Origin of the sequence: Streptomyces sp. NBC_01591, assembly GCF_035918155.1 — a bacterium.
GTDB lineage: Bacteria > Actinomycetota > Actinomycetes > Streptomycetales > Streptomycetaceae > Streptomyces.
This window is the reverse complement of the sequence record NZ_CP109327.1, coordinates 6,285,573-6,311,266: the sequence shown is the minus strand read 5'-3', so window position 1 is coordinate 6,311,266 and position 25,694 is coordinate 6,285,573. Positions and strand designations below refer to the sequence as shown.

General features: G+C 69.9%; 19 protein-coding genes. 5 read left to right on the top strand and 14 right to left on the bottom strand.

Going from position 1 to position 25,694, the window contains the following annotated elements:
* Positions 1–43: 43 nt before the first annotated feature.
* From OG978_RS29170 to OG978_RS29135, 8 genes are all read right to left on the bottom strand, one after another.
* On the bottom strand, positions 44–1,627 hold the full coding sequence (locus tag OG978_RS29170) for an acyl-CoA carboxylase subunit beta (RefSeq protein ID WP_326768065.1): 1,584 nt from the start codon (positions 1,625–1,627) through the stop codon (positions 44–46).
* A 153-nt stretch (positions 1,628–1,780) separates the two neighbouring features.
* Positions 1,781–3,016, bottom strand: coding sequence for an ABC transporter substrate-binding protein (locus tag OG978_RS29165; protein WP_326768064.1), 1,236 nt, complete (start codon positions 3,014–3,016; stop codon positions 1,781–1,783).
* On the bottom strand, positions 3,013–4,020 hold the full coding sequence (locus OG978_RS29160) for a hypothetical protein (protein WP_326768063.1): 1,008 nt from the start codon (positions 4,018–4,020) through the stop codon (positions 3,013–3,015). Before OG978_RS29160 ends, OG978_RS29165 begins: the two co-directional genes overlap by 4 nt.
* Positions 4,017–5,426, bottom strand: coding sequence for a hypothetical protein (locus tag OG978_RS29155; protein ID WP_326768062.1), 1,410 nt, complete (start codon positions 5,424–5,426; stop codon positions 4,017–4,019). Before OG978_RS29155 ends, OG978_RS29160 begins: the two co-directional genes overlap by 4 nt.
* Positions 5,427–7,772 (bottom strand): serine/threonine protein kinase, encoded by a 2,346-nt coding sequence (locus tag OG978_RS29150; RefSeq protein WP_326768061.1) that lies wholly within the window; start codon positions 7,770–7,772, stop codon positions 5,427–5,429. It abuts the gene before it with no gap.
* The gene (locus tag OG978_RS29145; RefSeq protein WP_326768060.1) at positions 7,769–9,151 is read right to left on the bottom strand and encodes a S1 family peptidase; all 1,383 of its coding nucleotides are present in this window, start codon (positions 9,149–9,151) and stop codon (positions 7,769–7,771) included. Before OG978_RS29145 ends, OG978_RS29150 begins: the two co-directional genes overlap by 4 nt.
* Positions 9,152–9,219: 68 nt before the next feature.
* The gene (locus OG978_RS29140; RefSeq protein WP_442817759.1) at positions 9,220–11,580 is read right to left on the bottom strand and encodes a polysaccharide lyase 8 family protein; all 2,361 of its coding nucleotides are present in this window, start codon (positions 11,578–11,580) and stop codon (positions 9,220–9,222) included.
* 78 nt (positions 11,581–11,658) lie between these two features.
* Positions 11,659–15,534 carry an endo-alpha-N-acetylgalactosaminidase family protein gene (locus OG978_RS29135; RefSeq protein WP_326768058.1) on the bottom strand — a complete coding sequence of 1,292 codons (3,876 nt, stop codon included), beginning with the start codon at positions 15,532–15,534 and terminating at the stop codon, positions 11,659–11,661.
* 336 nt (positions 15,535–15,870) lie between these two features.
* Between OG978_RS29135 and OG978_RS29130 the strand changes: the two genes are divergently transcribed.
* Positions 15,871–16,338, top strand: coding sequence for a hypothetical protein (locus tag OG978_RS29130; protein WP_326768057.1), 468 nt, complete (start codon positions 15,871–15,873; stop codon positions 16,336–16,338).
* An 81-nt stretch (positions 16,339–16,419) separates the two neighbouring features.
* Here the strand turns inward: OG978_RS29130 and OG978_RS29125 are convergent, their stop codons facing one another.
* Positions 16,420–17,292, bottom strand: coding sequence for an MBL fold metallo-hydrolase (locus OG978_RS29125; RefSeq protein WP_326768056.1), 873 nt, complete (start codon positions 17,290–17,292; stop codon positions 16,420–16,422).
* A 129-nt stretch (positions 17,293–17,421) separates the two neighbouring features.
* Positions 17,422–17,859, bottom strand: coding sequence for an ATP-binding protein (locus OG978_RS29120; protein WP_326768055.1), 438 nt, complete (start codon positions 17,857–17,859; stop codon positions 17,422–17,424).
* 111 nt (positions 17,860–17,970) lie between these two features.
* Between OG978_RS29120 and OG978_RS29115 the strand changes: the two genes are divergently transcribed.
* From OG978_RS29115 to OG978_RS29105, 3 genes are all read left to right on the top strand, one after another.
* Positions 17,971–18,795, top strand: coding sequence for a helix-turn-helix domain-containing protein (locus tag OG978_RS29115; protein WP_326768054.1), 825 nt, complete (start codon positions 17,971–17,973; stop codon positions 18,793–18,795).
* Complete coding sequence (locus OG978_RS29110) at positions 18,792–19,040, top strand: DUF397 domain-containing protein (protein WP_326768053.1); 249 nt, start codon at positions 18,792–18,794, stop codon at positions 19,038–19,040. Before OG978_RS29115 ends, OG978_RS29110 begins: the two co-directional genes overlap by 4 nt.
* A 209-nt stretch (positions 19,041–19,249) precedes the next feature.
* Positions 19,250–20,479: a glycoside hydrolase family 64 protein gene (locus OG978_RS29105; RefSeq protein WP_326768052.1), complete on the top strand. Its 1,230-nt coding sequence runs from the start codon at positions 19,250–19,252 to the stop codon at positions 20,477–20,479.
* A gap of 830 nt (positions 20,480–21,309) precedes the next feature.
* Here the strand turns inward: OG978_RS29105 and OG978_RS29100 are convergent.
* On the bottom strand, positions 21,310–21,747 hold the full coding sequence (locus OG978_RS29100) for an Imm1 family immunity protein (RefSeq protein ID WP_326768051.1): 438 nt from the start codon (positions 21,745–21,747) through the stop codon (positions 21,310–21,312).
* Complete coding sequence (locus OG978_RS29095) at positions 21,698–24,040, bottom strand: RHS repeat-associated core domain-containing protein (protein WP_326768050.1); 2,343 nt, start codon at positions 24,038–24,040, stop codon at positions 21,698–21,700. Before OG978_RS29095 ends, OG978_RS29100 begins: the two co-directional genes overlap by 50 nt.
* Before the next feature lie 295 nt (positions 24,041–24,335).
* Here OG978_RS29095 and OG978_RS29090 point away from each other — a divergent pair, with 295 nt between their 5' ends.
* A complete protein-coding gene (locus OG978_RS29090) occupies positions 24,336–24,623 on the top strand; it encodes a DUF1905 domain-containing protein (protein ID WP_326768049.1) in 288 nt (95 codons plus the stop codon).
* 36 nt (positions 24,624–24,659) lie between these two features.
* Here the strand turns inward: OG978_RS29090 and OG978_RS29085 are convergent, their stop codons facing one another.
* Together OG978_RS29085 and OG978_RS29080 are read right to left on the bottom strand one after the other, a co-directional pair.
* A complete protein-coding gene (locus tag OG978_RS29085) occupies positions 24,660–24,905 on the bottom strand; it encodes a hypothetical protein (RefSeq protein WP_326768048.1) in 246 nt (81 codons plus the stop codon).
* A 215-nt stretch (positions 24,906–25,120) separates the two neighbouring features.
* On the bottom strand, positions 25,121–25,645 hold the full coding sequence (locus OG978_RS29080; RefSeq protein WP_326768047.1) for a hypothetical protein: 525 nt from the start codon (positions 25,643–25,645) through the stop codon (positions 25,121–25,123).
* Positions 25,646–25,694 lie beyond the last annotated feature (49 nt).

Below are 25,694 nucleotides of genomic sequence, written 5' to 3'. Positions count from 1 at the left end.
CAGGTCTTCGCGGGCTCGGCAGGGGTGCTGCGCGGAGTGCGGACTACTGCGGGGGGTTGCCGTGCTTGCGGGACGGCAGGTCGGCGTGCTTGGAACGGAGCATGGCGAGCGAGGCGATCAGCACCTCGCGGGTCTCGGCGGGGTCGATGACGTCGTCGACCAGGCCTCGCTCGGCTGCGTAGTACGGATGCATCAGTTCCGCCTTGTACTCCTTGACCATGCGCTTGCGCATGGCTTCCGGGTCCTCGGCGTCGGCGATCTGCCGACGGAAGATGACGTTGGCGGCGCCCTCGGCGCCCATCACCGCGATCTCGTTGGTCGGCCAGGCGTACGTCAGATCCGCACCGATGGACTGGCTGTCCATCACGATGTACGCACCGCCGTAGGCCTTGCGCAGGATCAGCGAGATCCTCGGCACCGTGGCGTTGCAATACGCGTAGAGCAGCTTCGCACCGTGCCGAATGATTCCACCGTGCTCCTGATCGACCCCGGGCAGAAAGCCGGGTACGTCCAAAAGAGTGATGATGGGGATGTTGAAGGCGTCGCACATCTGGACGAAGCGGGCCGCCTTCTCGGAGGCTTCGATGTCCAGGACGCCGGCGAGGGACTGCGGCTGGTTGGCGACGATGCCGACGACCTGGCCGTCCATGCGGGCCAGGGCGCAGACGATGTTGCGGGCCCAGCGCTCGTGGATCTCCAGGTAGTCGCCGTCGTCGACGAGCTCCTCGATGACCTTGTGCATGTCGTACGGTCGGTTGCCGTCGGCCGGGACCAGGTCGAGCAGGACGTCGCCGCGCCGGTCGGCGGGGTCGTCGCTCGCGGCGGTGGGCGGGTTCTCGCGGTTGTTGGAGGGCAGCATCCCGATCAGGTAGCGGACCTCGGCGATGCAGGTCTCCTCGTCGTCGTACGCGAAGTGCGCGACGCCCGAGGTCTCGGCGTGCACGTCCGCGCCGCCGAGCCCGTTCTGGGTGATCTCCTCGCCGGTGACCGCCTTCACGACGTCGGGACCGGTGATGAACATCTGCGAGGTCTCGCGGACCATGAACACGAAGTCGGTCAGCGCCGGGCTGTAGGCCGCACCGCCCGCGCACGGGCCGAGCATCACACTGATCTGCGGGATCACACCGGACGCGCGGGTGTTGCGCTGGAAGATCCCGCCGTACCCCGCGAGCGCGCTCACACCCTCCTGGATACGGGCGCCCGCGCCGTCGTTCAGCGACACCAGCGGCGCACCCGCCGAGATGGCCATGTCCATGATCTTGTGGATCTTCGTGGCGTGGGCCTCGCCCAGCGCACCCCCGAAGATCCGGAAATCGTGCGCGTACACGAAGACCGTACGGCCCTCGACCGTGCCCCAGCCGGTGATCACACCATCGGTGTACGGCTTCTTCTCCTCCAGACCGAACCCCGTCGCCCGGTGCCGGCGCAGCTGCTCGACCTCCCTGAACGAACCCTCGTCGAGGAGCAGCGCGATGCGCTCACGCGCCGTCAGCTTGCCCTTGGCGTGCTGCGCCTCGGTCGCCCGGTCACTCGGTCCGCGACGGGCCTGCTCACGCAAGTCCAGCAGTTCGGCCACACGGCCACGGGTGTCGCTCGGCTCGCCCGGGGTTTCGTCCACAACGGTCATGTACCGACCCTACGAAGCCGAGCAAGTAAACCCTGCCGTCGACTCCGTACAGTCTCCTGACCCGTTTCCTGGTGGAGCCCAACAGAATCCGGACGGTATGCAGGCGAAGTACCAGCCGGTACGGGGCAGTCTTTGTGCGAGTCCGACAAAGGCTCACTGTGGTCTGCTGCACACCCCTGTCAGCCTCGGGGTGTGGCCCGGTTGGGCGGCCTGGACCCGCTGGATGTCATCCAGCCGGTCCCGCACCGGGGCATCGGGGTGGGCGATGGTCAGCAGCACCGCCTCGTAGAAGGCGTCCCGTACGGCGGCGGGCATCACATCGGAGGCGTCCAGACAGAGGGGCACGCGCTGGTCGGTGAGACGGCTGCTGATCTGCTTCTCGACCGTACCTTTCCTGGCGGGCACGTCGGAGTTCGGCGAGAATACCCCGGCCTTGCGGCCCCACTCCGCCTGGGCCTCGCGGGAGGTGAGCCGGGTGAGCAGATCGCGGGCCTGTGTCGAGCTGCCGAAGAGCGCGGCGAAGTCGGCGGACACCTCGCGTCCCTTGATCCTCGGGCCCGAGGGCAGCAGTGGCGCGGAGTCCGTGAAGGCGGCCTGCCCGCTGTGGTCCCCGTAGAAGGACCTGGCGAAGGAGCCCTGGTGCTCCAGGTCGCAACCGCCGTCGAAGAGCAGCCCGCGCCCGTCGGGCCCGCCCCGGTGGTCGTCGAGCAGGGCCCGGCCGGCCGCGTCCCGGTCCTGGGCCAGCAGGCCGGCCCACAGGCTCCAGGCATTGAGCACCGGGCCGTCCGTCCACTTCAGGCCCCCGGTCGCCCATCGCTCGTACAGCACCGGGCCCGCCGTCTGCAGGATCAGGTCCTCGATCCAGTCGCTGCCCGGCCAGCCCGATGCCCCGTCGTCGCCCATGCCGATGCACCAGGAGGTCAGCGGCGCCGGGTAGGAGGGCGGCGGCCGGTCCTTGCGGTACCAGACGATGCTCTTGAGGTCCGCCTTGAGAGCCACCCAGAGGTCCGCCTCGATGCCCCTCGCCTCCGGCTGCCAGGGCTTGCCGTACTTCGCGGCCGCGCCCTTGCCGCCCAGCGGGTGCAGCCGGCGCTCGGCGGCGTACTCGACGAGATCCCCGACGCCCGGCAGGATCGCGATGTCGGGCGGATTGCCCGCCTGCACCGCGGCGAGCAGGACCTCCCGGCTGGCGGCGGTGCCCTGGTAGGTGTAAGGGGTGCCCAACGTGTCCAGGACGGCCTTGAACTGCGTCTCCTGGTTGTCGGTCCACGGCCCGAGGATGGTCACCTTCGGCTGCTCGTCGCCGCCGCCGGGAGCGGCGAGCCCGCAGCCCGTCGCGGCCAGCATCAGACACAGGACGAGCAGGACCGCGCGGGCGCGCAGCATCATCCGGTCCTCCAGTAGTCGGCGTTCAGGTGCCGGCCGATGCCGACGGCGGGCAGCAGCACGATCAGGGCACCGGCGGTGAGCGCCCCGTAGTACATGCCGCTCTGCCAGCCCTGGGCGGCCAGCCCGGCGCGCACCCGGGTCGCTGTCTCGGTGACGGTCTGCTGGGACCTGGCCAGATCGCTGTGGTCGTCAGCCTGTTGTTCGATCCGGACCAGCCCGTCGCGGGCCGTGCCCAACCGGTCCTGGGTGACGCTCGTCGCGATCAGCGGGCCCGTCGCCAGGAAGACCACGGCCAGCAGCGAGACCAGCAGACAGAGGTCGAGGCTGTGGCCGCAGCGGGTGCGCAGCACCCACAGCGCGGAGAGGGTGATCAGGACCATGGCCAGCAGGCCGAGTTCGGCGACCGCCCAGCCGGACCACTGCAGGGCGCTCATCGAGCTGAGCGTGTCGATCCGGGCCATCTGGTGCCCCTGGAGGACGTCCAGGCGCGGCACCACACCGGTGCGCTCACGAGTGAGGAGCCTCTCGGCCTCGGCGAACTTCTCCTCCTGCATCAGATCGTCCGACACGTACTTCACCGCGCCGGGGGTGATGGAGCTGCTGTACGAGGTGAGCAGCCCGTTCACGGTTTCGAGCACCCCACGGCCGCGGTCCCCGTCGATCTGTACGTCGGAGAGGCGGGACAGGCCCTGGTCGGCGGCGGCGAGCTGGTTCTCGTAGCCGGCACCGGCGCCCACCACATCGGTGATGCGGTGCCGCACGGAGCGATCGGCCTCCTCGTGGGCGCGCAGCAGGGCGAGCTGGGTGGCGGCCACGCCCTGTACGGCCGGGGCGCCACGGGCGCGCATCTCGCCCGCCGAGATCTGGACCTCGCGGTACGAGACGAGCAGGGCACTCATCGAGACCAGGGCGGCCACCAGCATCGCGGCCAGATGCCACTCCAGCAGCCGCCGGGTGCGGGAGCGGTAGGCGCTCCTGCGCGACCGGGCCGGTCCGAGCCTCACAGCTGCCTCCCGCAGTCGATGCAGAACGCGGCCGCGGGTCCGGCCGGATGGTCGCAGTGCGGGCATTGGGTCTCCGTACCGGCCCGGGGCACCGGGGGCAGCTCGACCGGGTGCCCGGAGGTGATGCTCAGCATTCCCTGGCGGACGGTGCCCGGGTCGACGGTCGGCCCGATCCGGACGATCCCCCGCTGGCCGTCCACGATGCGGGCGACCTTGCGGACCTCGTCCAGGACCCAGTCCGCGGCGATCTCGGTGGCGAGCCGGACGGCGAGTCCGAGCTTCGCCTCGGCCCGCTCGCGGCTCCCCAGGTCGAGGGCGGCGTACCCGTCGTTGAGGGCGGTCCGCATCCGCGTGGAGACGTTCATGGTGTGGATGTCGCGGCCCGCGGCGCCGGAGATGCGCGCGGTGGCCGCGGCGGTTCCCGGCGGCAGCCAGCGGACCACGACCGCTTCGGTGGCGCCGCCGACGATGACCGCGGCGAGCTGGAGGGGCACGCCCAGCGGGTCGTTGCTCGCGTCGGCCCGGAGGGTGAGGAGGTAGTCGCGGGATTCCGGCTTCCACTGGTGGGTGCGGAACTCCAGCCGGCGTGGATCGTCCCGGACCGGTTCCGGCTCCAGCCGCTGCTGGTGCGGTGCGGTCTCGATCAGCGTCGCTTCCCGCACATTCGGGCGCACGGTCACCTCGATGGGGAGCTCGGGGCTGCGGACCCGGCGCAGCCTGCCCAGGGCCTCGGCGACCGCGGGGGCGAAGGCGTCGGGCGAGGACGCGGCGGCGCCGTGCAGCCGTTCCGTGACGGCGAGCAGCGGAGCCGGGTCCCAGCCCGCTCCCGGGGCGATGACGTCGGCGGTGAACTCTCCTTCGCAGCGGGCGAGTTCGATGTTCAGTGCGCTGTCCGGGCGGGAGGTGTCGTCCTCGTCGCCCCGGCTGGAGCCGTCGGTGATGAGCACCAGGTGCCGTACGGGGAGGGCGCGTTCGGCGAAGAGTTCGCGCGCCCTGGCCAGCCAGGTGGTGTATCCGGACGGCTCCTGTCCCTCGGCGGACGCGGTGATCCGTCCGACGCTGAAAACGGCGTGGCGCCGGTCGTCGGGGCCGGCGAGCGCCCACCGGCCGCGCAGCGGGTAGCACTGCGAGGCTTCGCCGCCCAGCACGGTGTAGGAGATCCCGTCGGGCAGGGCGCCCACGGCGTCGGTCAGCGCCGCGACGGCCGCGTCACGCCGCCCGGCGGCCACGTCCACCGCGATGACCAGCGCGATGTCGACGGCGGGAATCCGGTCGCGCGGCCCGACGGCGAGCGCCCGGACCCTCACATGGGCGTCGATCCGGGCGTCCGGGTCCGGCCGCTGCTGCTCCGCGACCTGGACGGAGAGGCTGATCCCGAGGCCGGTCGACGCGGCGGTGCGGCCCATTCAACTGCCTCCAGGGGTACGGCGTCGGGGTGGGAACCAGAAGCGGGTCTGCGGGCGGACGGCGTGCGAGAGGTCGATGAGCTTCTCGTGGTCGGCGGTGTCCTTGCACTGCCGGGCCATCCAGCGGTAGCACCGGGCCAGGTCCTCCCGTACGGCCCGTTCCCCGGGCATCGGCGCCGGTGGCAGTCCCCGCCGCCACCAGCGGCCGTCGTGCCGCGGGCCGCCGGCCTCGTCCCGGACCGCGTCGAGCTTCCACTCGTACAGTTCGGTGCGCAGCAGCCGGGCCGATTCGTCGCCCGTCACCACGGATGCCGGATGCGGTGCCGGGCCGCCTTCGCGCAGGGGTACCGCGGCGAGCACGGCGTCGATCCGCCGCTTCCCGGGCAGCGGCCGCCCGCCCGCCGCGAGCCGGGCCGCCCGGATGCGCAGCGCGGCGATCCGGGCGACGGTGTGGTCCCGCGACTCGTCCGGCACCAGGTCCAGGACCTCGGCCGCCGCGTCCCGGTCGCCGCGCGCCAGGGCCAGCCTGGCCAGGCCCAGCGCGGCACCGACGTGGGAGGGGTTGCGGGCGTGCACGGCCCGGAAGAGTTCGTACGCCGACGGGATCGGACCGGCCGGGCGGTCCGGGCCGAGCTGTTCCGCGGCGTAGGCCAGGGCCAGCTTCGCGGCGTACTCGCCGGGCAGCGCGCGGTGGACGGCGGCGAAGTGCTCCCGGGCGGCCTCCAGCAGCTGCCGCCGGTCGTCCAGGACCTCCGCGCTGCGCAGCGCGACGAGGCCCCAGTGCCAGCTCAGCCGCCACTGCCGCACCGGGCCGGGGCCGGGTATGGCGTTCGCCGCCTCCACCTGTTCGCGCGCCCGGGTCAGCGCTTCGACGCCCTCCTGGCCGAGCAGCAGCCGGGCGTTGTGCAGACAGATCTCCACCGACCGCTCCCCCTCGGCGGGCTGGGCCAGCAGCCGGCCGGGGTCGTAGCTGCTGACCAGGAACCGGGCGGCCTCCGGGTCCCCCGGATAGGGCCTGGGCACCGGCAGCCGACGGGCGATCTCGGTGGGGGTGGGGAGCCCGGGGTCCAGGGCGGGCGCTTCGCGCGTCTCGTCGCGGCGGTGCGGAGTACGGTCCAGCCAGTGCGCGTAGTCGGGTACGGAGCCCAGCCTCGCGCCGAGCAGTTCGGTGGACGGGGTGAAGTACGCGGATGGTTCGGTCCGGTCCCGCTTCCCGCGCAGTGCCCGGATCTCGCGCAGCACTCCGCGCAGCTGGCCCGCCATCTCCTCGGCGTCGGCGAACCGGCGTTCCGGGTCCTGGTCGGTCGCCCGCTCCACGACCAGCCGGAACGAGCTGATGCCGAGGCCGGGTACGTCGTCACCGACCGCCCAGCCCGCCAGTTCGGCCAGTGTCGCCCCGACCGTGTGGATGTCGTGGGCGACGGTGAGCGGACTGCCGCTGACCATCTCGGGCGCGGCGTACCGGGGGGTGATGACGGGCGGTGGCCCGGCGGATCCGCTCCCCCGCACCCCGCCGAGGTCGATGACCTTGACGCCGTCGTGCTGGTGGACGACGTTGGACGGCTTCATGTCCCCGTACAGGAATCCCATGCCGTGCAGATGGGCGAGGGCTTCGAGGATCTGGCAGCCGTAGGTGATGACGTGCTCGATGTCGAGGACGAAGTTGCCCTGCCGGGTCGATTCGACGACGGCGGAGAGTGTGCGGTCGCCGACGTCCTGCATCACGATGTAGCCGCCGGAGACCGTGCCGTCCTCGCTGCTGGTGCTGACGAAGTCCCGGATCTGGACGATGCGTTCGTGCCGGATGGCGACGAGGCTGCGGCGCTCCTCGGCGGCCTGGGCGGCGCCCCGTTCCGCGTACCGGTTCAGCATCCCCTTCACGGCGACGAGGTCTTCCAGGTGGGTGTCGAAGGAGAGGTAGACCCAGCCCTGGCCGCCGTGGGCGATGGGCCCGAGGATCCGGTACTGGTCCTGGAGCAGCGGCCCGTCCCGGTGGAGTTCGGGGCGGTAGGAGTACGGGGCGCCGCATCTGGGGCAGTGGCCCTCGTCGGGCGGCGGGGCGGCGGTGTACGGGGCGACGAAGTACGTGGCGCAGGACTTGGACGAGCAGCTCATCCGGACGTGTGCCTGTGTCACGGCGGCGCTCAGCCGCTGTTCGGGGGTGCTCGGGCTGAGCAGGGGCAGTTCCAGCAGTCCTCTGGGCCCGCACTTGTCGGGGGCGGCGGGCAGCGGCGGGAGTCCCGGGCCGTCCTCGGAGCGGCCGCAGGTGTCGCAGTAGCCGGTGGGCTGCACGGCGCCGTCGCAGGGGGCTCCGGTGAACCGGCGGTGCGGGCAGGGAATCCTCATCGGTGACCGGCCCGTCCCTGGTCGCCGCGCTGTCCGGGTACGTCCGCCCGGCCGTGCCTCTCCAGGTCCGCCCGGAGTTCACGCAGCAGGGCGCGCAGGGCCCTGAGCCGCTCGTACGGGTCGTCGACGGTGCGCAGTCGTGCCAGCTGCTGCCGGCGGCGGGCCGCGTCGGTCCGCGGCAGGGGGCTCAGGGAGGCCGATTCCACCAGGCCGTTCAGCCCGGCCCACTCCGTTTCGATGCCCTCGACGCGGCGGACCAGTTCGGCGGCCCGCTCGTCGAGGGCGGGTAACAGCAGCTGCCGCGCCACCTCGTTCACCTCTTCGCCGCGGCTGTCCCGCACGACGACGAGCAGCCGGAAGCCGAGCGTCCGCACCCGTGCGAGCAGGGGCACCAGCCGGTGCGGCTGCCGGTCCTCGTCGAGGCCGATCACGGCGAGGGTGGGCCCCGCGCTCCCGGGCCCGCCGTCCACCGGCCACCCGGGCGGGGTGCCGCCCACGAGCAACCACTCGCGGTACGCCTGGGCCTGGTGGCGGGGCGGCCGCAGCCTGGTCACCAGCTCGTCGACGAAGTCCTCGGGGGTGGTGCGTCCGCCCCGGTAGACGAGATGGGCGCGGTGCAGGTGGTGGCGGAGGGTGCGGTCGCGGCCGCCGCCGTGCGGTACGACGCTGAAGCGCACCGCGGGTTCGTCGCCCCCGGCGAACCATCTCCGCAGCCGCCGGGCCAGCCCGTGGTCCCAGCCGTCCGGGCCGCTCAACTCGGCGACCAGCGGGACGAGTTCGGCGATCCGATCGATCGGGATCATGTACGAGAACGCCAGGTCGTTCTCGGCGGGCAGCGCCAGGTCGAGGTCGCCGCGCCAGCTGACGACCATCCCGACGACCCGCTCGGGCGATCCGGCCGGCCCGCCGCGCACCTGCACGGCGGCCCCGCTGAACCCCGGTTTCACCACCTGCTCGTTGCGCCCGGCGTCGAGCTGGATCCACGCGCCGTGCGCTCCGCTGATCCGCCCGGTCAGCCACATCCCGTCGGCGAAGGACCGCGCGTACCCGCCGATCCACACCTCGCGGCCGCGCTCCAGGCTCCGGTCGAGCGTCGCGGGGGTGGCGTGCGGGCGCGGGCTGTCCAGGGCGAGTACGGCGATGTCCTCGCGGGTCGCCCCGAGACCGGGCAGCCAGCCGCCCTCGGCCACGCGTGCCCCGACCGGGGCGATGGCGGGGTTCTCGGCGAATTCCACCCAGATCCGGGCGTCCGGCTCCCCCACGACGTGCGCGCAGGTGAGTGCCCGGTCCTGAGTGAGCAGCACACCGGCGCCGCAGACGGGCCCGTCCGCGGCGCCCTGTCGCAGCCGGAGCCGCCAGTCCGCCTTCAACTCCCCCATGGCGCATGAGAATACGCGCGTAGCGGGCGCCACTCCCAGTCCCTGGACATACTCCGGTCACCCGGTGTCTACCGGACGTCACACCGGAGGGTGACGCCCGCCGTCCCCGGATCGACCCGGAGCACCAGGCGCCGTCCGGTGGCGCGCACCTCGATCCCCGGGTCCGCGGAGAGGACCTCCCGTACCGGCCGCTCCCACACCACCTCCACCGGGGCGCCGCTGCGGTCCGGCCCGCTCACGCACAGCGTCGTCGTCTCCCGCCGCTGCCGTACGAGCACGCTCGCCGGGGCCGTGACGGAGAGCGGTCCGGCCGTGCCCGCCCGCCAGAAGTTGGCGGCGGTCAACCCCTGCGAAGGCACCGCGACCGCCTGGGCGGCGGCGGTGTTGGCGAGCACGGTCAGCCACCCTCCGTCGGCGGCGCGGGCGGCGACGGTGCGGCGGGAGGCGCCGGGCATCAGCAGGTAGACGTAGCCGGCGGCCTCCGGGTCGGTGCCGTGGTCGAGCCAGAGGGTCTGGTAGCGGCGGGTGCGGCGCTCGGTGGAGCTGATGATGTTGATGTCGGACCAGGCGCCGGTGCGGTCCTCGCGCAAGGTGCGCAGGTCCGCACCGCCGGGGAAGACCCAGCCGCCGTGGCCCTCCAGATGGGCCCAGCGGGGTTCGGCGCGGCCGTCGACGGTGAGCGGTTCGGTGCCGTTCCAGCCGAGCATGCGGTTGTCGACGATCGTCTCGACGGGCACCCCGTCGGTGGCGGTGATGCCGGCGCCGAGACAGATGACCGTGTCGGCGGCGCAGAACCACGACTTGCGGGCGTCCAGGGTGGAGCCGAGGCCCTTGAGGTGCTGGCCGACCGCGCCGTACTCGCCGTCGGTGGCGCCGCCGACCCATCGCGCCGCGGGCCTGGCCGCACCCCATTCACCGCCGGCGCGGTCGGCGAGCCGTTTGGTGGACACGGTCGTGCCGGGCAGCCGGTAGGGGTTGACGGTGGGCCAGAACCAGTCGGTGTACTGGTCGTTCTGCTTCGCTCCCGGCCACCAGTAGAGCATTCCGGCGCCGGTGTGCCAGCCGCGCGGGTTCTCGCCGTTGCCGCACTCGTAGTACGAGATCCGCTCGGAGGCCATGGAGATGCCGGCGGCCCAGTCCGGGCGCCGGTGCACGGCGCGGGCCATCTGGGCGAAGAGGTGGTGGCCCACCCGCTCCGGTGCGGCGGGGACGGCGGTGTCCTGGACCGCGTGCAGCCGGGCCAGGTCCGCGACGGAGAACTGGCGGGCGGTGAGGATCGCGCTGGTCTGCTCACGGGCGATCCAGCCCTTGACCATGCCGTGCCACCGGTCGCGCTCGGCCACCGAGGCGCTCGCGGCGAGGAGGGCGATCCCGGCTATGACGCCCTGCCCGTGGAAGTGGTCGCTGCGCATCACCTGGAGGTCGTCGTGCTTCATGTAACCGCGGCTGATGGCACGACCGCTGACGCTGTCCATGATCAGGCCGTTGTGGATCAGCGGCGCGTAGGCGTGCTCGACGCTGTCCAGGATGACCTGCCGGTTCGGGTCGGTGACGGCCCAGGTGGATCCGGCGAGCAGGGCGAAGAGCCGGCCGAGCCCGTCGAGCATGACCTGGCCGTAGGTGCCGGAGTAGGCGACGGTGGTGTGCTGGATGAACGACCCGTCCGCGTACAGGCCGTCCCCCTTGGTGACGTACGGGAAGACGGGTGACAGGGCGTCCCTGGCGAGGGCGACCTTGGCGGGTGCCCGGCCGAGGACCCCGCGCAGGGCGACGGAGCGGCACAGGTCGACCCGGTTGGCGCCGGTGGAGGTGCCGCTGTAGACGCGCAGGACCTCGTCGGGGATGAAGTGGTCGACGGCCGCGCAGGCCGCCTCGACGCGGGCCGCGCCCAGCTGTCCGTACAGCACGGCGGCGATGTCCATCAGGATGCGCGGACTGCCGATCTGCCACTCCCACCAGTTGCCGTACGGCGTGACGGAGGAGTGGTAGGCGGTCGCGGCCAGGTGGTCCCAGCCGCGGAGGATGTCGGCGAGGAGGGCGGCGTCGTTGGTCGAGCCGGTGCCGGGCTGGACGTACGCCTGGGTCATCGTCCAGAGCCGGCTGTAGCTCTGGGTGATGCCGGACGGCGGGTTGTACGCGACGCCGGGCCACAGCGAGTCCGCGGCCGGGCTCATCGTCGACCGGAACCCGCGGGCGAGTGTGCCCGTATCGGCCAGGCGGGAGGCGAAGGGTTCGTTCCTCGGGTCGTAGCCGGTGCCGAGCGCGATGCCGGCCCAGCGGCGGCAGAGGACGTCGAATTCGTCGACGTCCGCGGCGGTACCGGCGGCCGTGGCGGAACCGGGCAGGGCGACGGCCAGGGCGGTGGCGGCGGAGAGGGTCAACAGGGTACGGCGGGACCAGGCGGGCGAGTTCGGCATGTGCGGCTCCATGTAGTCAGGGAATCGCCCTGCATGCACGATGCGGGACGGGCACACACATGGTGAGCACCCGTTCCGCATCATGGTGGATCAGCTTCCGCAATGGAAGCGTGCGTCACCCCAGTCCGCGTGATCGTTGCCGTTGCCGTCGCCGCCGTCGCCGACGACCAGTTCGACGTACTTGGCTCCGGTGACGTCCGCCGTCAGCGACCAGGCGCTGTCGGCCGCCTTCAGCACGGGCGACTTCACCTTCTCGGTGCCGTCGGCCGTGACGGAGAACTGCACGCTGCCGGCGCTCTTCTGCACGTCGTCCACGCCGACCCGGGCGGTGAACGAGGTGCACTTCCCGCCGAGGTAGTAGCGGATCTTCGCCGGTGCGTGGCTGCCGAGGCCCTTGGTGTAGACGGTGGAGCCGATGGTCAGCGGGGAGCCGTCGCCGGTGCCGGTCTCACCGTTGGAGAGGTCCTTCTCCACCGGGCCCCAGCCGTTCTCGGAGGCCGTCCAGTCCAGGTCGCTGGCCCAGCTGTCGGTGGTGGGCGGCGGCGGCAGGGTCCGTACGGAGGTCTGGGCGCCGAGCGTGCGCTGTGCGCCGCCGACCGTGTACTTCGCCTCGGAACTCAGGCCGTACACCTGGTACTTGGCATCGACCGGCGGAGTGACCCGCCAGCTGCCGGTGACCTCGGTGCCCGCCGCGACCGAGTCGAAGGTGACGGCGCCCGAGGGCTCCGCCTTCCAGCCCTCGGGAACGGAGAGGCTCAGTGCGACACCGGTCGCCGCCGTCGCCTCGTAGTTGGCGAACGAGACCTTGACGGTGTTGGCCGTGCCCGGCTCCAGGGTCTCGGCGCCCGGGTCGATCCCGAGGGTGCCGCAGGCGGCCTGCTCGGAGTCGGGGGCCGGGCCGAGGTCGGTCACGGTGAAGGAGTCGAGGACGAAGTCGGCGCCGTCGGGGGCGTCGTCTCGCTTGCGCAGCCCGGTCCAGGTGTCGCCACAGCCCGCGGTGACGGTCTCGGCGAAGTGGCCGGTGGTGCGCTGCTGTCCGATGGCGGTGGTCCGGGTCTCGACCGAGTCGGGCTTGCCGTCGGCGGTGATCCGGTCGTAGCCGTCGACCCACTCGTAGGCGCCCTCATGGCTGGACTGGTAGTCGTACTCGACCTTGTAGCGGTGCCCGTCGGCCATCGGCACGGTCCACGGGGCGGTGCGGTAGACGAGTCCGGCGTTCTCCTCGTGGGACTTGAGGGACTCCTTGCCGCTGATCACGTCGTCGATCAGCTTTCCGTTCCAGCCGGCCTGGGTGTACGGGGCGTGCAGCTGGGAGATGACGGTGCGGGGGTCGGTGGAGCCGCCCGCGTCGCCCTTGAGGAAGGGGCCCCAGCCCTGGTCCACGGCCTCGAAGTCCTCGTAGGAGAGGCTGTTCTCCTTCGTTGTCGGGGCGTTGGCGACGATGCGTACGTCATCGGCCCGCACGCTCGCGGCGCTGCCTTCGGCCGCCTCGATGCGCAGGGTGGTGCTGCCGTTCGCGGGGGCGGTGAAGTTCACCTTGGCCCGCTGGAAGTACGTACCGTGCCGCTCGGACGCGGCGACGTAGTCCTTCGCGGTGGAGCGGTCCACCGAGACGGACTTCCCACCGATGGAGAGCGTGGTGTGCCGGGCCTTTCCGGGCTGGACCTCGATGAGCGCGGACGCGGTGTAGCGCTTGCCGGGGGCGAGGCCGTCGATGCGCTGCGAGAGCGCCTCGGTGCCGCTGCCGGAGAGCCGGGCGCTGTTGAGGCCCTTGCCGTCGGTCTCACGGGCGACGGTTCCGGTCTTCGACCAGGCGGTCAGCCCCTTGTCGTTGAAGCCCGGGTCGTCGACCGGGGTGCCCTCGCCCCACTGGGGGTCGGCGGCCTCCGGCGCCTGCTCCGGGTAGAGGACGTACGGCTGACCGGCCTTGGCCGTCAGCGTGATCTCCCCGTCGACGGGCTTGACCGTGCCGGTCTCGACCCGCCCGTTGTCGGTAAGCTCGTAGACGGTGTACGCGCCCTTCGACGGCACCGCCCAACTGCTCGTGCCGCCGGACTTGCTGTAGTGGTACAGCTTCTTCCCGCCGTCCCACGGCAGCAGGTAGTCGGTGCCGCTCAGGACCTTGCGGCCGTGGTCGTAGAACGTCCGCCTGCCGTCCTCGATCGTGCCCCGGACACCGCCGGTGAGGGTGATGTCATTGCCGTCCCAGCGGGTGATCTTCTGCTGCTGGAGGTACTTGGCGGGCAGGTTGCGCTGCCAGATGTTGTTGGAGAAGGCGTTCCAGTCGGTCTCGCCGGTCCAGCCCTCGAACTCCTGGATCGCGGTCTGGCCGAGGACCGGGTCGTTGTTCCAGACGTCCTTCTCGCCGTTGCGGATGAACCGGATGATCTTCGAGTTGAGGCCCTTGTTGGTGGCGGGTCCGTAGTCGAGGTCATTGGCCCAGTGCGACCAGAGCGAGCCGCGCTCGAACTTGTCGGCCCACTCGGTGGCGACGTTCCAGCCCTGCTTCTGCACTTCCTGGAGGGTCTTGTCGGGGATCCAGCCGTGCGTGTAGTAGACGTCGAAGTAGAGCAGGCTGAGGTTGCGGTCCGTCTCGTCCCGCAGCTGCTGTATCCGCTTGACCAGGTCACCGCTGTTCACGTCGCGGCGCTGGTCGATGTAGTAGCTCTGGCCGAGCCAGTTCCAGCCGGGCTTGGTCTTGTCGACGAGCTTCTCGTCGAAGGCGTTGGCCTCCGGGTACGCCTCGGTGTCGTTGATGTGGACGCCGAAGGTGGCGCCCCACTTCTTGCCGTCCTTCAGGAGCTCGTTGAGGTCCTTCAGCCCGCCGGCGCGCTTGTTGTAGTTGCCGCCGTAGTCGGGGTGGGCGGAGTCGTGGCCCTCGGAGGCGAAGCCCTTGAGGATCGCGAGCTGCCCGAGACCGTCGGTGGCCAGGGAGACCCGCTTGACGTCGTCGAGAGTGCGCAGGAAGGGGTGGGTGGCCTGGCTGGCGAAGTTGAACGGGATGTGGGTGATGACCCGGTCCGGGGTGTCCTTGCTGCCGGGCGCCTTGACGCCGATGGAGCGGAACGCGACGGCGCCGTCCTGCCAGTCGACCGACTTGTCGCCGTTGGCGTCGGGGGTGACGACGACCTTCGCCCAGGGCAGGTTGTCCCCGCTCTCCGGCTTCGGCGCCCCGTCCCCGCGGTAGGTCCACTGGCCGGACCAGACGCCGACCCGGACGCTGCCGTCGTCGGCCTTGCGGGCCTGGTGCCAGAACCGGGCGTCGTCGCCGCCGGTGGCACCGGACGGCTTGTCGTACGAGGAGTTGGACTCCACGGCCGCGGCGAGCGACCCGGTGTTGAGAATCGCGTACGAGGCACCCACCGGCGCCTTGTCGGCGGCGGTGTCCGCGGTGACCTTGCCGAAGACATCGGCGGTCTTCGTCGAGTCGTTGTCCAGCCGGGTGAAGGCGGTGGCCCCGCCGGTGTCCGTGGACCCGACGGAGACCAGGTCGTGGCCGGGGATGTCGATGGTGCCGACACGGAACGCCTCGGTGTCGCGGACGGCCGTCACCTTGAAGGTGGTGGCGCGTCCGGAGACGGAGAGCGAGGCGTCGATCTCGATGCCGGGCAGGTCGGTGAAGACCAGCGTGTAGCGGGCGGCCGAGGCGGTGACCACGGGGGCGCCCTTGAGCTTCACCGGGTGCGCGGTGCCGTTCAGGGTCACGGCGGTGACCGGCTGCGTACTGCCGAACAGCCGGCTTCCACTGGCCTTGTCGGTGTACGCCAGAACGCGCGGGAAGTCGTCCGCGACGGCGACCGAGAGCTGCGCGGACCCGATGACGGTGGCGCCCGCGGGTACGGCCGGCCCGGCTGCGGCGGATGCGGGAGAAGCGGCGGCGGTGGCGGGGAGCGCGGTCCCCACCAGCGCCAGGACGGCGACTGAGGCGGCGGCTACGGCGCCCGCCGAAGTGAATCTTCGCGACATGTGCCCTGAGTAGTCCCCGTGACCGGACACCGTCAACGACCTGCGACGACTCGGAGCCCTCCAGTCCAACAACCGCGTTGCGTAAGTCCAAGCGGAGCGCGGGACAGGGGCAGTGACTGATCGCCAGATACGGCGGTGGGCGGCAGTGAACAAGAGCTGAACGGGCTGGAATCGCCCCTTGGACCACGGGTATGTGCAGGAACAGTGGAAAAGTTCCCCGAAGCCGGCCCTCACTCCGAAGCCCTCCACGTAGCCTGCTGCCGAATGACGAGCACGCGGTGGGGGCGGTGCGCGTCCACTGCCGCGGCTCACCGACGGATGACATCAGGGGGCAGCATGCACAAGCTGGACGCTCCAGGTAAGTCTTTCCAATCCGTGATCTCCAACCACGACTATTCGGATGCGGAAACCGAGTGGAACGGGACCGGGCCTGGGTGGAGTTGGATGTGGGTTCCCACTCCCTTCAGCTCGCAGTTCGTCCAAGGGCAGTTCACCCGTCAAGTCTTCAAGCGCAACCGGACGTCACGCGATGATCTCCGGGCTTTCATCAGCGAGAACCTCGCTGACAACGATCGACGCTGGTCCCAAGCGGCCGCTGCCACACTTCGTGGTGTCACTGCGCAGGAGTTCGTCCTGATCTGCTCGCATGTCTGGGCATTCGCCTTGTTCGAGGTCAACTCGAGCTCGACCGCGAATGCCGGGACCGCGTTCTACAACCGGTGGGTCGGAGCGATGAACGCCGATCCGCAGGCCCCGTACATGCTGATGGCCGCGGAGACGCCGACCGTCATGGCGATGAACTGACCACGGTTTCGCCTCGGCGACCGAGCGCCTGCCGGACGGCGTGGAGCCGGTCCGGCAGGCGTCACCAGCGGCCGTGGAACGTCACCAGCGGAGGGCGGTGAAGTCGATCGGCCGGGGCCGCAGCAGCGCCGTACGTTCCGCCAGCGCGTGCAACCGCCGGGACATCTCCTCGGCCTCCCGGCGCTGCCGGTCGCCGTGGCCGGGCAGCACCCACTCGAACCGCAACTGCCCCGCCGTCCTTGCCAGGGAGGCGGCCAGCTCCTCGATGGAGTACCAAGTCACGCTCTCCGCGACTTCGAGGTCCTCTGTCGTACGCGACCAGTAGAAGCTGTCGCCGCTGAAGCAGTACCGGTCGTCCGCGAAATAGAGCACGCTGCCCCGGGTGTGGCCGGGCAGCGGATGGGCGGTGACACCCTCGCCGATCTCCACCGGGTCGAGCCCCCGGATCACCTGGTCCGCGTCCGGCGCCGCGTCGAGGTCGCCCTCGTGGATCCACATCCGGGCGCCGAAGTGGTCGGCGTAACGGCGCCCGTGCGCGACGTGATCGCGATGGGTGAGCAGCACATCGGTGACGGGCCCCGTCGCCGCCACGTACCGCTCGGCCAGCCCGGGGCTCCAGCGCGGGGTGTCGATCATCATGACCGTGCCGGACGGGCGTCGCAGGAGGTAGGAGTTGGCGCCGGCGGTGTGCTGGGAGTTGTGCCCGCAGACCAGTACGCCGTCGTCCAGCGCCATCGGGAACGGGTCGAGCGCGGGGTCCGGCTGCCCCGACGCGGGCCGGATCGAGCGGGTGTGACAGGCGAAGACGGCGGCGTGTAAGCGCCGGTTCTCCGCCTCGTCGCTCGGCTGCCGCAGAATCCGCGACGTCCCTTCTTCCTCTCCGATCAACTCGGGTGCGAACTGTCGGGCCACGTCGCAGTTGGTGCAGCGATCGTCCACGTACCAGTCGGCCATGGCAGGGCTCCTTCCACTTCCACTTCCACTTCCACGGAAACGACCCCGACGGGGGCCGCCGTTCCAGGGATAGCCCACGCGCGGCCGGAACCGGTAGACCCTGCCGATCTTGTATCTCGTCCCCCGGTTCTATCTCGTCGACATGCCGCACCCCACCGACACCTCGAACTCGCACCACACCACCTTGCCGGGGTTCCGCTCCCCCACCCCCCACTTGTCGGCGAGCGCCGCCACCAGCCGCAACCCACGGCCCCCTTCCTCATCCGACGCCGCCCTGGAATCGGCAAGACGAACCTCCCCGTCACCGCTGTCGTGGACCTCGATGCGCAGGGTGCCGTCGGCCGGTTCCAGGCGGAGGTGGAGGCGGAACCCACGACCGGGCGGGACGCCGTGCAGCAAGGCGTTGGTGACGAGTTCGCTCACGCAGAGCAACACGTCATCGGTCCGGACGTCGCACGCCCAGTCGACGAGAGCCTCACGGACGAACTGTCGTACGAGCGGCACGGATCGGCGTTCCCGGCGGTGGAACACCTCGCGGAAGTGGGGGAGTTGAGTTGTTTCATTCACGCCACCAACGTCACACAAAGTCACTGCGGTTGAGCAGCGCGTCAGGTCGTACAACGGAGATGTACGCCTTCTGACGGGTCATCCGGGGTTCGTGACGGGGAGAGGCAGTCCATGCAACCGGCAAAGAAGAAGAGCAAGCGGATCACGTCCTGGCACCTGATCGGCGCCCAGTTGGCGATGTTCCGCAAGGCGGCGCGGATGACACAGGCGGCACTCGCCGAGCGGTGCTGTGTCGGCGAGGACACGATCGCGTCAATCGAGCAGGGGCGCAGGACACTGCAGCGGGAACTCGCGGTCCTGCTGGATGAACTACTGGACACGAAAGGGGCGTTGGAGGTCGCGGTGTTGAAGGTGCCGCAGAAGGAGCGGTTCCCGGCGTTCGTACAGGACTACGTGGAGTACGAGCAAGAGGCAGTGACGCTGCTCTCGTATCAGAACCAGGTGGTGCCGGGGCTGCTCCAGACCGAGGAGTACATCCGGTTCGTCTTTTCCTGCCAGTATCCGCCTCTTGAAGAGGACGAGCGGGAGGAGTGGGTGGCGGGCCGACTCGACCGCCAGAAGCTCCTCGAACGCAAGCCACGCCCCATGCTTCACTTCTTGCTGGAGGAGACCATTCTGCGCAGCGAGATCAGGGATCCCACCATGTTGCAGAACCAGATCCGGCATCTGCGCCAGTGCATGGAACTCCCGTTCCTGGGGCTCCAGATCATGCCGATGAAGCTTCCGAAGCATGCCGGGCTCGCTGGGCCGATGGTGCTGCTGGAAACCCCCGATCACGACCAGCTCGTCTACGTGGAGGGCCAGCTGACCAGCTACCTGCACGAGGACCCGGATGACGTCTGCGTGCTCCAGCAGATGTATGGGATGCTGCGTTCGCAGGCGCTTTCCGTCGAAAAGAGCGCACGCCTACTGGACGAACTGCTTGGAGAGACATGACCCACGCACGTACCGCCGCCCTCGCCTGGTTCAAGTCCAGCTACAGCAGCGACCAGGGCGGCAACTGCATCGAAGTCGCCTACGACTGGCGCAAGTCGAGCTACAGCAGCAGCCAGGGCGGTGACTGCGTGGAGGTCGCCACCCACCCCGCCGCTGTGCACATCCGCGACTCCAAGGTCACCGGCGGCCCCGTTCTCACGGTTCCCCCCGCCGCCTGGACCGCGTTCCTGGACGCCACGGTCTGACCGCGTCACGGCCCGGTACGCCGGGCCGCAACCTCCCGCGCACTACGCCGAGTTGTGAAGACTTCCCGTTTCTGAGAGCGCTCTCAGTCATAAGTCTTGACGCCCGATGCGGCCCTCACGAGAGTGGAGCGCACCGCGGACCCCCCGCCGCTTTCACCCCCCGCACGATCGCCCCGTCCGTGGCCCCCACACACCTCGGGAGTCCTCTCATGATTTCGCGCAGGCTGTTCCTGACGGGCGGCGCCGCCGCCACCGCGACCGCCCTCACCTACCCCGCCTGGGGCAGCGCCCTGAGCCCGAGCGCCTCCGCTGCCCCCGCAACCTGCGAACTCGCCCTGGAGAACCGCTCGTTGCCGGGCAGCGTCAACGCCTACGTCACCGGCCACGAGCAGGGCACCGACCGCTGGGTCCTGCTGCGGGCCGACGGCGGCGTCTACCGCCCCGACTCCCCCGCCGCACCGCAGACCCCGCTGCCGGTCGACTGCGCCATCCCGCTGAACGCGGCGGGTGGCGCACCGGTGGTCCTGACCTTGCCCCAGATGTACGGCGCCCGCGTCTACTTCGTACGTGACGACACGCTCACGTTCTACCTCAACCCCGGCCCCGCCCTGGTCGAGCCGGCGTTCGCGACGTCCACCGACGCCAACTACGGCCGCACGTGGTCCTTCTGCGAGTTCACCTTCAACCCGCAACAGTTGTACGCGAACATCAGCTACGTCGACCTGGTCACCGCACTGCCGATCGGCCTGACCCTGGCCGGCGACGCGACGCACACCGTGGCACCGCTCCCGGACGGCGCGGTACAGCGGATCGCGGACGGCCTCACCGCCCAGGCCACCGCCGACGGCCAGCCGTGGGACAAGCTGGTGATCCGCGGCGCGGACGGCAACGTACTGCGGGTGATCTCACCGCAGAACCTGATGGCGCCGTTCTTCGACCGGCCGGACGAGATGCCGTTCCGCGATGTGTTCACGTCGTACATCGACCAGGTCTGGGAGAAGTACCGCTCCACCGACCTGCGGATCGACCTCCAGGGCGGCCGCGGCGTCCGCACCGGCCGGGTCAGCGGGGACGTCCTGACCTTCGAGGGCGGGCACACCTTCACCAAGCCCGTCTCCAAGGACATCTTCACCTGCAACCACGGCCCGTTCGCCAACAACCCGGCCGACCCGGACGACAAGAAGGCCCTCCTGGCCCGCCTCGCCTCCGGCTTCAACCGCTCCCTCATGCTCACCCACCCCGACCAGCCGAACGGCACCTCGACCGCCGACTACTACCAGGACCCGACCACCAACCACTGGTCCCGCGTAGTCCACGCCAACACCCCGATCGGCTACGCCTTCCCCTACGACGACGTCCGTCCCGACGGCGAACCCGACGTCTCGGGCGCGGCAAACGACGGCAACCCCCGCCGCTTCACGGTGACCGTGGGGGCCTGATCCGGGGCGCGCGGGCGGTCGCGCCCGTGCGGGTCGCCCGTCCGCGCCGACGCCCCCATCGGCGCGGACGGGCCGGGCAGTCCACGCGATTGGACCGACTCGTTCACCCCGAGTCCGGGCTGTGTGACGTCAGCCGTCGAACCAGACGGTCAGCCTGACATCGTCGCTCCCGTGGAGGTCGGCGAGGGTGCTCATGACGGACCAGATGGGCCCCACTGGTCGCCGGGCACGGCATCGCAGCGGCTGAGGCGCTCGACACGGAACATCTGGTCGCCGTCGACCCGCTGGGAGCCTTCGGGGAGGTGTTCACCGGCTCGTACTGCGATGCGGGCCGGCTGCCCACAGCGATCGATGAACTCCTGAGGGCGTGGCAATGCCGCCGGAGAAGCTGCCATTCGCCCTGCGGATCACGGCGGTACTCGCGGATAAAGACGTCGGGAAAGCAGACTCTTCATCCCAGTCGATCCGCTTGATCTCCTCCCACCTGACCCAGCTCGCGCTTCTCCTAGCTGTTGTTTCGTGTTCCTCGCGGACGCGGTTCGACGCATCGACAGGCAGTCCCGCGGATAGGAACCACCGGAGCGAACTGCCCGTTGTCGCACACACCGAACAGACAGCCGAAGGCATCGTAGTTTCTCGGCACTCAAGGCACCGCTCGGGCTCTCATCTTCGACGGGCGCGCCTGCCGCAGAAGCTTGGCGGCGGCGGGGATCGGAAGCACCTCGCGCTGCCCTCGGGCTTTCACCGGGTGGGCTGTCCGGCAGGTGAAAGCCCGAGGTCATGCCGTCGCACAGCCCCACTTCGCCGAGCGCAGAAGCAAAAGAGGGCGATTACCAGATTTCCGGCTCCTGCCATTGGACACACGCCGGACGCCGCCCTCCAGAAGAAAGGAATTCCTTTACGGCCTGACGCACCAGAGCAAGGGGGATTTCTGCGGTGGCGGGAAATTCGGTCGGATTCTCTACCACAAAGTAGGAAACCTCCACTCCGCTACTCCCCGAAGAGCCGAGCGAGACAAAGCTCTTCTCGTCCATGAAGCTCAGAACGCCTACCTGCCGCTTCCCGTCGGCGCCAACCATGAACTCGTGATCTGGAAATCCTGATGGCAGAAGCTCACGCTCCGAACTGTGCAGAACAGCCAAGTTCTCGAACTCAGGGCCCGTAGCGAGAGCGTCGATCAGCGCATCGACGTCCTCAGGGGTTCGAACTACCGACGGTTCATCTGCGTGCTGTTCGCGATAGTACGCCTGAGCCCTGTTGTACGTCACTTTCCACCCATCCCTGTCTGAGTCTTTCGTTGGCGATTTTTAGCAGCTCCTTGTCGAGCGCCTTGTTTCCGCTTTGGACGGCGTAGATCTGCCCGTCAGCAGGAACACCAAGTCCAGAGGTTGGCCCACCCTTCTTGACGGGATTTGACTTGACCACATCCTTCAAGGACTTCACTGCTTGCGCAAAGCTGAGAGCTGCGCCGGTCCGGCTTGCATTTCCTAGAAGACGACTCGCACCCCCAGGGCTCCAAGGGAAGATAGCCTCGTCGTACGGACCGTACTCACACAAGCCGTCCGCTCCGCACATGAGGTGCATCTCAGGTGGACCGAAACCGAGAAATTCGTTCCAGAACCACTTGGCAGCCTGGCCTGCAGGGTCATATATACCTGCGTCCTTGTACGGACCGGAGGTCGGTTTCGGCCCCGGACTCGGGCTCGGGCTCGGACCATCGCCGCCAGTAGTCGCCGTGCTGCTGCCGCTGCCATGAGTGCCCCCGGACCTTCCCGGGGTGGGACTCGGCGGCCCGGCGGGCCCTCCGTCGCGCCGGGGCTCGCTGTGACCCGTGCCGTCGTCGATCCACATACCAGTGGGGTCAGCCGACGTAACAGGATTGTTGTTGCCGTACGCGTAGCCGTTCAGGGATTGGTGCTGGTCGAGAGCCAGTACAGGGTCGACGCTGATGAACTGGCCGACGCTTGGGTCGTATTCGCGAGCACCGATGTGGGTGAGGCCCGTGGTGGTGTCGGCGGGCTTGCCCAGGAAGGTCTTGTCGTCAGGCCAGGTCGTGGACTTCGTACCGCGGGAGGCGCCGAAGGGGGTGGTGTAGCGCTTCGTGACGTCCTGGGTGGTGGCGTCCATGGCGATGCTGCTGGTGCCGTGGTGGTCGGCGGCTAGGTAGCTGAGCTTGCTGCCCGCGGTGCCGGCCGTTGTGGTGCGGACCGCGATGGTCTGGCCCGCCGCGCTGTAGTAGCGGGCGCTGGAGATCGTCTTGGTCGCGCCCTTGGTGGTGAGGCGTACTTCGGTGGCGCCGAGGTAGAGGACGGTGTCGCCGTCTCCGGTCGCGCGGCGGATGAGGAGTTCGCCGTCGGCGTCGTAGAGGTAGGTGGTGCCCAGTGCGGGCTTCGCGCCGGCTGCCGGTTCGGTGGTGGAGGCGAGTTCGCCTTCGGTGTTCCAGTCCAGGGTCTGGGTGGCTTGGGTGCCGGGGCGTCCTGTGGTGTTGCCCGCCTTGTCGTACGCGTACGTGGCGGCCTTGGCGCCCGTGGTCTTGACGAGCGGGTGGGGCTGGCCGGTCGCCGTCTTGTATCCGTACGTGGTGGTGGCGTCACCCGTGGCCGCGTGGGTTGTCTCGGTGTCGCGCTGGCCGGCGTCGTTGTAGGTGTAGCTGGTCCAGTACGGGGCGGCGCCGTCGAGGTTGGCGGTGGTGCGGCCGCCGGTGGCGCAGTCGGCGGACTTGGGGGTCCAGGCTTCGGTCAGGCGCCGGTTGGCGTCGTAGGTGAAGCACTGGTTGTCGGCCTTGGATGTGCCACCGAGGGTGGTGGGGTCGAAGATGGACTGGACGTTGCCCGCGTCGTCCTGGGTGAAGTTGAGGTCCTGCAGCATGTACGAGTGGGTCTGATCCGTGACGTGGCTGCGGGTGAGACGGCCGGTGCCTGCCTCGTACGTGTTCCTGATGTAGGCGTTCTTGGCACCCTCGATGCCGACGGTGAGCACTTCTGCCTGGCCGAGGGCGGAGTAGGAGACACCGAGGAGGTAGGTGCTCGTTCCGGAGAGTTCGGTGGGCAGGCCAACGGAGTTGTACCTGATTCCGATGATCTCCTGGGGGAGCCCGCCGGCTTCCGGCTCCTTGGTGTTGTTGACATTGCCGTCGAGCCGGTAGTCCGTGCCGAAAGTGAGCGTGGACGATACCGCCCCGGCGGTGACCAGCGGGTCGTCGCTCGGCAGCACGACATCGGTGCTGATGGCACGGCCGAGAGTGTCATAGGCCGTGATCTGCTTCGTGTAGGCCTTGCCGGTCGTGCCACCGACGTAGCGGGTGGAAGCGGTGGGCCGGCCCTTGAGCAGAGTGTCGTAGCTCCAGTGGGCGAGTTTTTCGGCGTCCGTCTTCGTGGTCTGCCACAGGTCGGTCTTGCGGCCGATCTCGTCGTAGCCGTAGAGCAGCTTCGCGTTGCGTGAGTCGGTCGTGGAGTCGATCTGGTCGAGCTCCGTGTACTCGGTGGTGGACGCGCCCTTGTCCGGGTCGCTCGTGCCGGTCTGACGCCCGAACAGGTCGTAGGTGTAGGTCCAACTTGGCATCGTCGATGCCGGTGATCTGCGACTGCTTGCCGTCGCGGGTGTAGTCGTACTTCACCCGGGTGTAAGCCGTGCCGGTCGTGGCGCCGTACGCGGTGTCGTTCGGCTCGGTGCCTGCGTAGGTGCGGGTCTCGGCGGTGCGGCCCAGAGCGTCGGTGATGGTGCGGGTGGCATTGCCACCCTTGACCGCCGTGTTGGCGGTCGCCTCCCGCTGGTGGGCGACCGCCACCTCTTGTGTCGAGTGGGCCCGCATGTACGCTGCCCGGCATTCGGCTCCATCGATGAACGGATCGACCTCGTGCACGTTGTATTCACCGGCCGCGTCATCGAGTGGCGGGGGCCTTCACCGTTCTACTTCGCCGCCGTGCCGACCGAACAGGCCGCCGACATCCGCGAGGTGGCCGCGCTGGCCACGTACGGCTGGGGCGCGGTACCCGTGGACGCGCGCATCGGCGAGACCGCTTTCACCACGTCGCTCTTCCCCAAGGACGGCAGCTACCTGCTGCCGCTCAAGAACGCGGTCCGCAAGCCGCAGGGACTCTCGGCAGGTGACGAGGTCACCGTGACCATGACCGTCCGCGTGTAGCTGTCGCGTGATGTGGGCGTCGGCGGGATCGCGACCTCAGTGCTCCCGCGCGTACGTCACGATCCACGCGACAGTGAGAACGACTCCGAGAACCCCCACGCCGAAGATGCCGAAGGCCGTCCAGATCCCCTTTCCGTCCACCACGGAGCGCACCCCGCCGGCAAGCCCGCCGACGGCCATGCAGATGCCGAGGACGAACGCCCGTGAACTCCGGGGGCGCAGCCAGTGCCACGGGTCAGGACGGCGGCGACCAGGTGGCGGCGGGCCTGCGGGGTGCTTCACCGGTGCCTCGCCTTTCCTGGTTCTGCCGGGGCTTCCACATGGATGTCACCAGGTGGACCTCGGCAGTTGACCATGCTGATCCGTCACACATTCGGATCGGCGAGGTGGCGCCCTCTCGCCGGGGCCCGGCGCGGCCGACGTGGGGTGAGACAGCGACACGGGGTGCCCCTGTCCGGCGGACAGGGGCACCCCGTGCGGGTCGATGCGTGCGGAGGTCAGCAGCCGCCGCAGTTGTAGTACGTCACGTCCCAGTGGTTGCCCTCGTCGGCGTAGATGTTGCCGGAGCCCGCCTTGTACTGGGGGGCGCCGTCACCACGCACACCGATGTAGGTGAAGACGTTGTGGACGTAGTTGGTGAGGCAGGTCGACTTGGCGAAGTCGAGCTTGTAGCCGTTCCAGTGCGAGTACGTGCCACCGGCGTGGCCGGTCTCGGTGCCGCCGGTGATGTTCAGCGCGCAGCCCGTGGCGCTCTTGAGGGTCTGGGCGCCCTGGGCGGTGGCCAGGTTGAGCTGGTCGAACGAGGTGCAGGTGGGGACGTTGCGGTCGGAGCAGCCGCCGGAGGACGACCAGGTGATTCCGGAGGAGCTGAACCGGGCGGTGGCCTCGGCGTGGGTGAGCTTGGTGGCGGCGTGGGCCTGGGTGGCGCCACCACCGAGGACGCCGACGCCCGGCGCGAAGAGAACGCCGAGAACGAGGGCGAATGCGGTCAGGACGGGGCGCAGTCTCATATGGGACAGCATGGGGGAACTCCTCCTGCTCATGACAAGTAAGGCTAGGGAGATACTGCCC

Coding starts and splice junctions, on each gene's coding strand:
- OG978_RS29080 (WP_326768047.1), bottom strand. CDS start 25,645: ATGCTGTCCCATATGAGACTGCGCCCCGTCCTGACCGCATTCGCCCTC.
- OG978_RS29135 (WP_326768058.1), bottom strand. CDS start 15,534: ATGTCGCGAAGATTCACTTCGGCGGGCGCCGTAGCCGCCGCCTCAGTC.
- OG978_RS29130 (WP_326768057.1), top strand. CDS start 15,871: ATGCACAAGCTGGACGCTCCAGGTAAGTCTTTCCAATCCGTGATCTCC.
- OG978_RS29165 (WP_326768064.1), bottom strand. CDS start 3,016: ATGATGCTGCGCGCCCGCGCGGTCCTGCTCGTCCTGTGTCTGATGCTG.
- OG978_RS29170 (WP_326768065.1), bottom strand. CDS start 1,627: ATGACCGTTGTGGACGAAACCCCGGGCGAGCCGAGCGACACCCGTGGC.
- OG978_RS29095 (WP_326768050.1), bottom strand. CDS start 24,040: ATGCCAAGTTGGACCTACACCTACGACCTGTTCGGGCGTCAGACCGGC.
- OG978_RS29105 (WP_326768052.1), top strand. CDS start 19,250: ATGATTTCGCGCAGGCTGTTCCTGACGGGCGGCGCCGCCGCCACCGCG.
- OG978_RS29150 (WP_326768061.1), bottom strand. CDS start 7,772: ATGAGGATTCCCTGCCCGCACCGCCGGTTCACCGGAGCCCCCTGCGAC.
- OG978_RS29125 (WP_326768056.1), bottom strand. CDS start 17,292: ATGGCCGACTGGTACGTGGACGATCGCTGCACCAACTGCGACGTGGCC.
- OG978_RS29155 (WP_326768062.1), bottom strand. CDS start 5,426: ATGGGCCGCACCGCCGCGTCGACCGGCCTCGGGATCAGCCTCTCCGTC.
- OG978_RS29110 (WP_326768053.1), top strand. CDS start 18,792: ATGACCCACGCACGTACCGCCGCCCTCGCCTGGTTCAAGTCCAGCTAC.
- OG978_RS29140 (WP_442817759.1), bottom strand. CDS start 11,580: ATGGAGCCGCACATGCCGAACTCGCCCGCCTGGTCCCGCCGTACCCTG.
- OG978_RS29115 (WP_326768054.1), top strand. CDS start 17,971: ATGCAACCGGCAAAGAAGAAGAGCAAGCGGATCACGTCCTGGCACCTG.
- OG978_RS29145 (WP_326768060.1), bottom strand. CDS start 9,151: ATGGGGGAGTTGAAGGCGGACTGGCGGCTCCGGCTGCGACAGGGCGCC.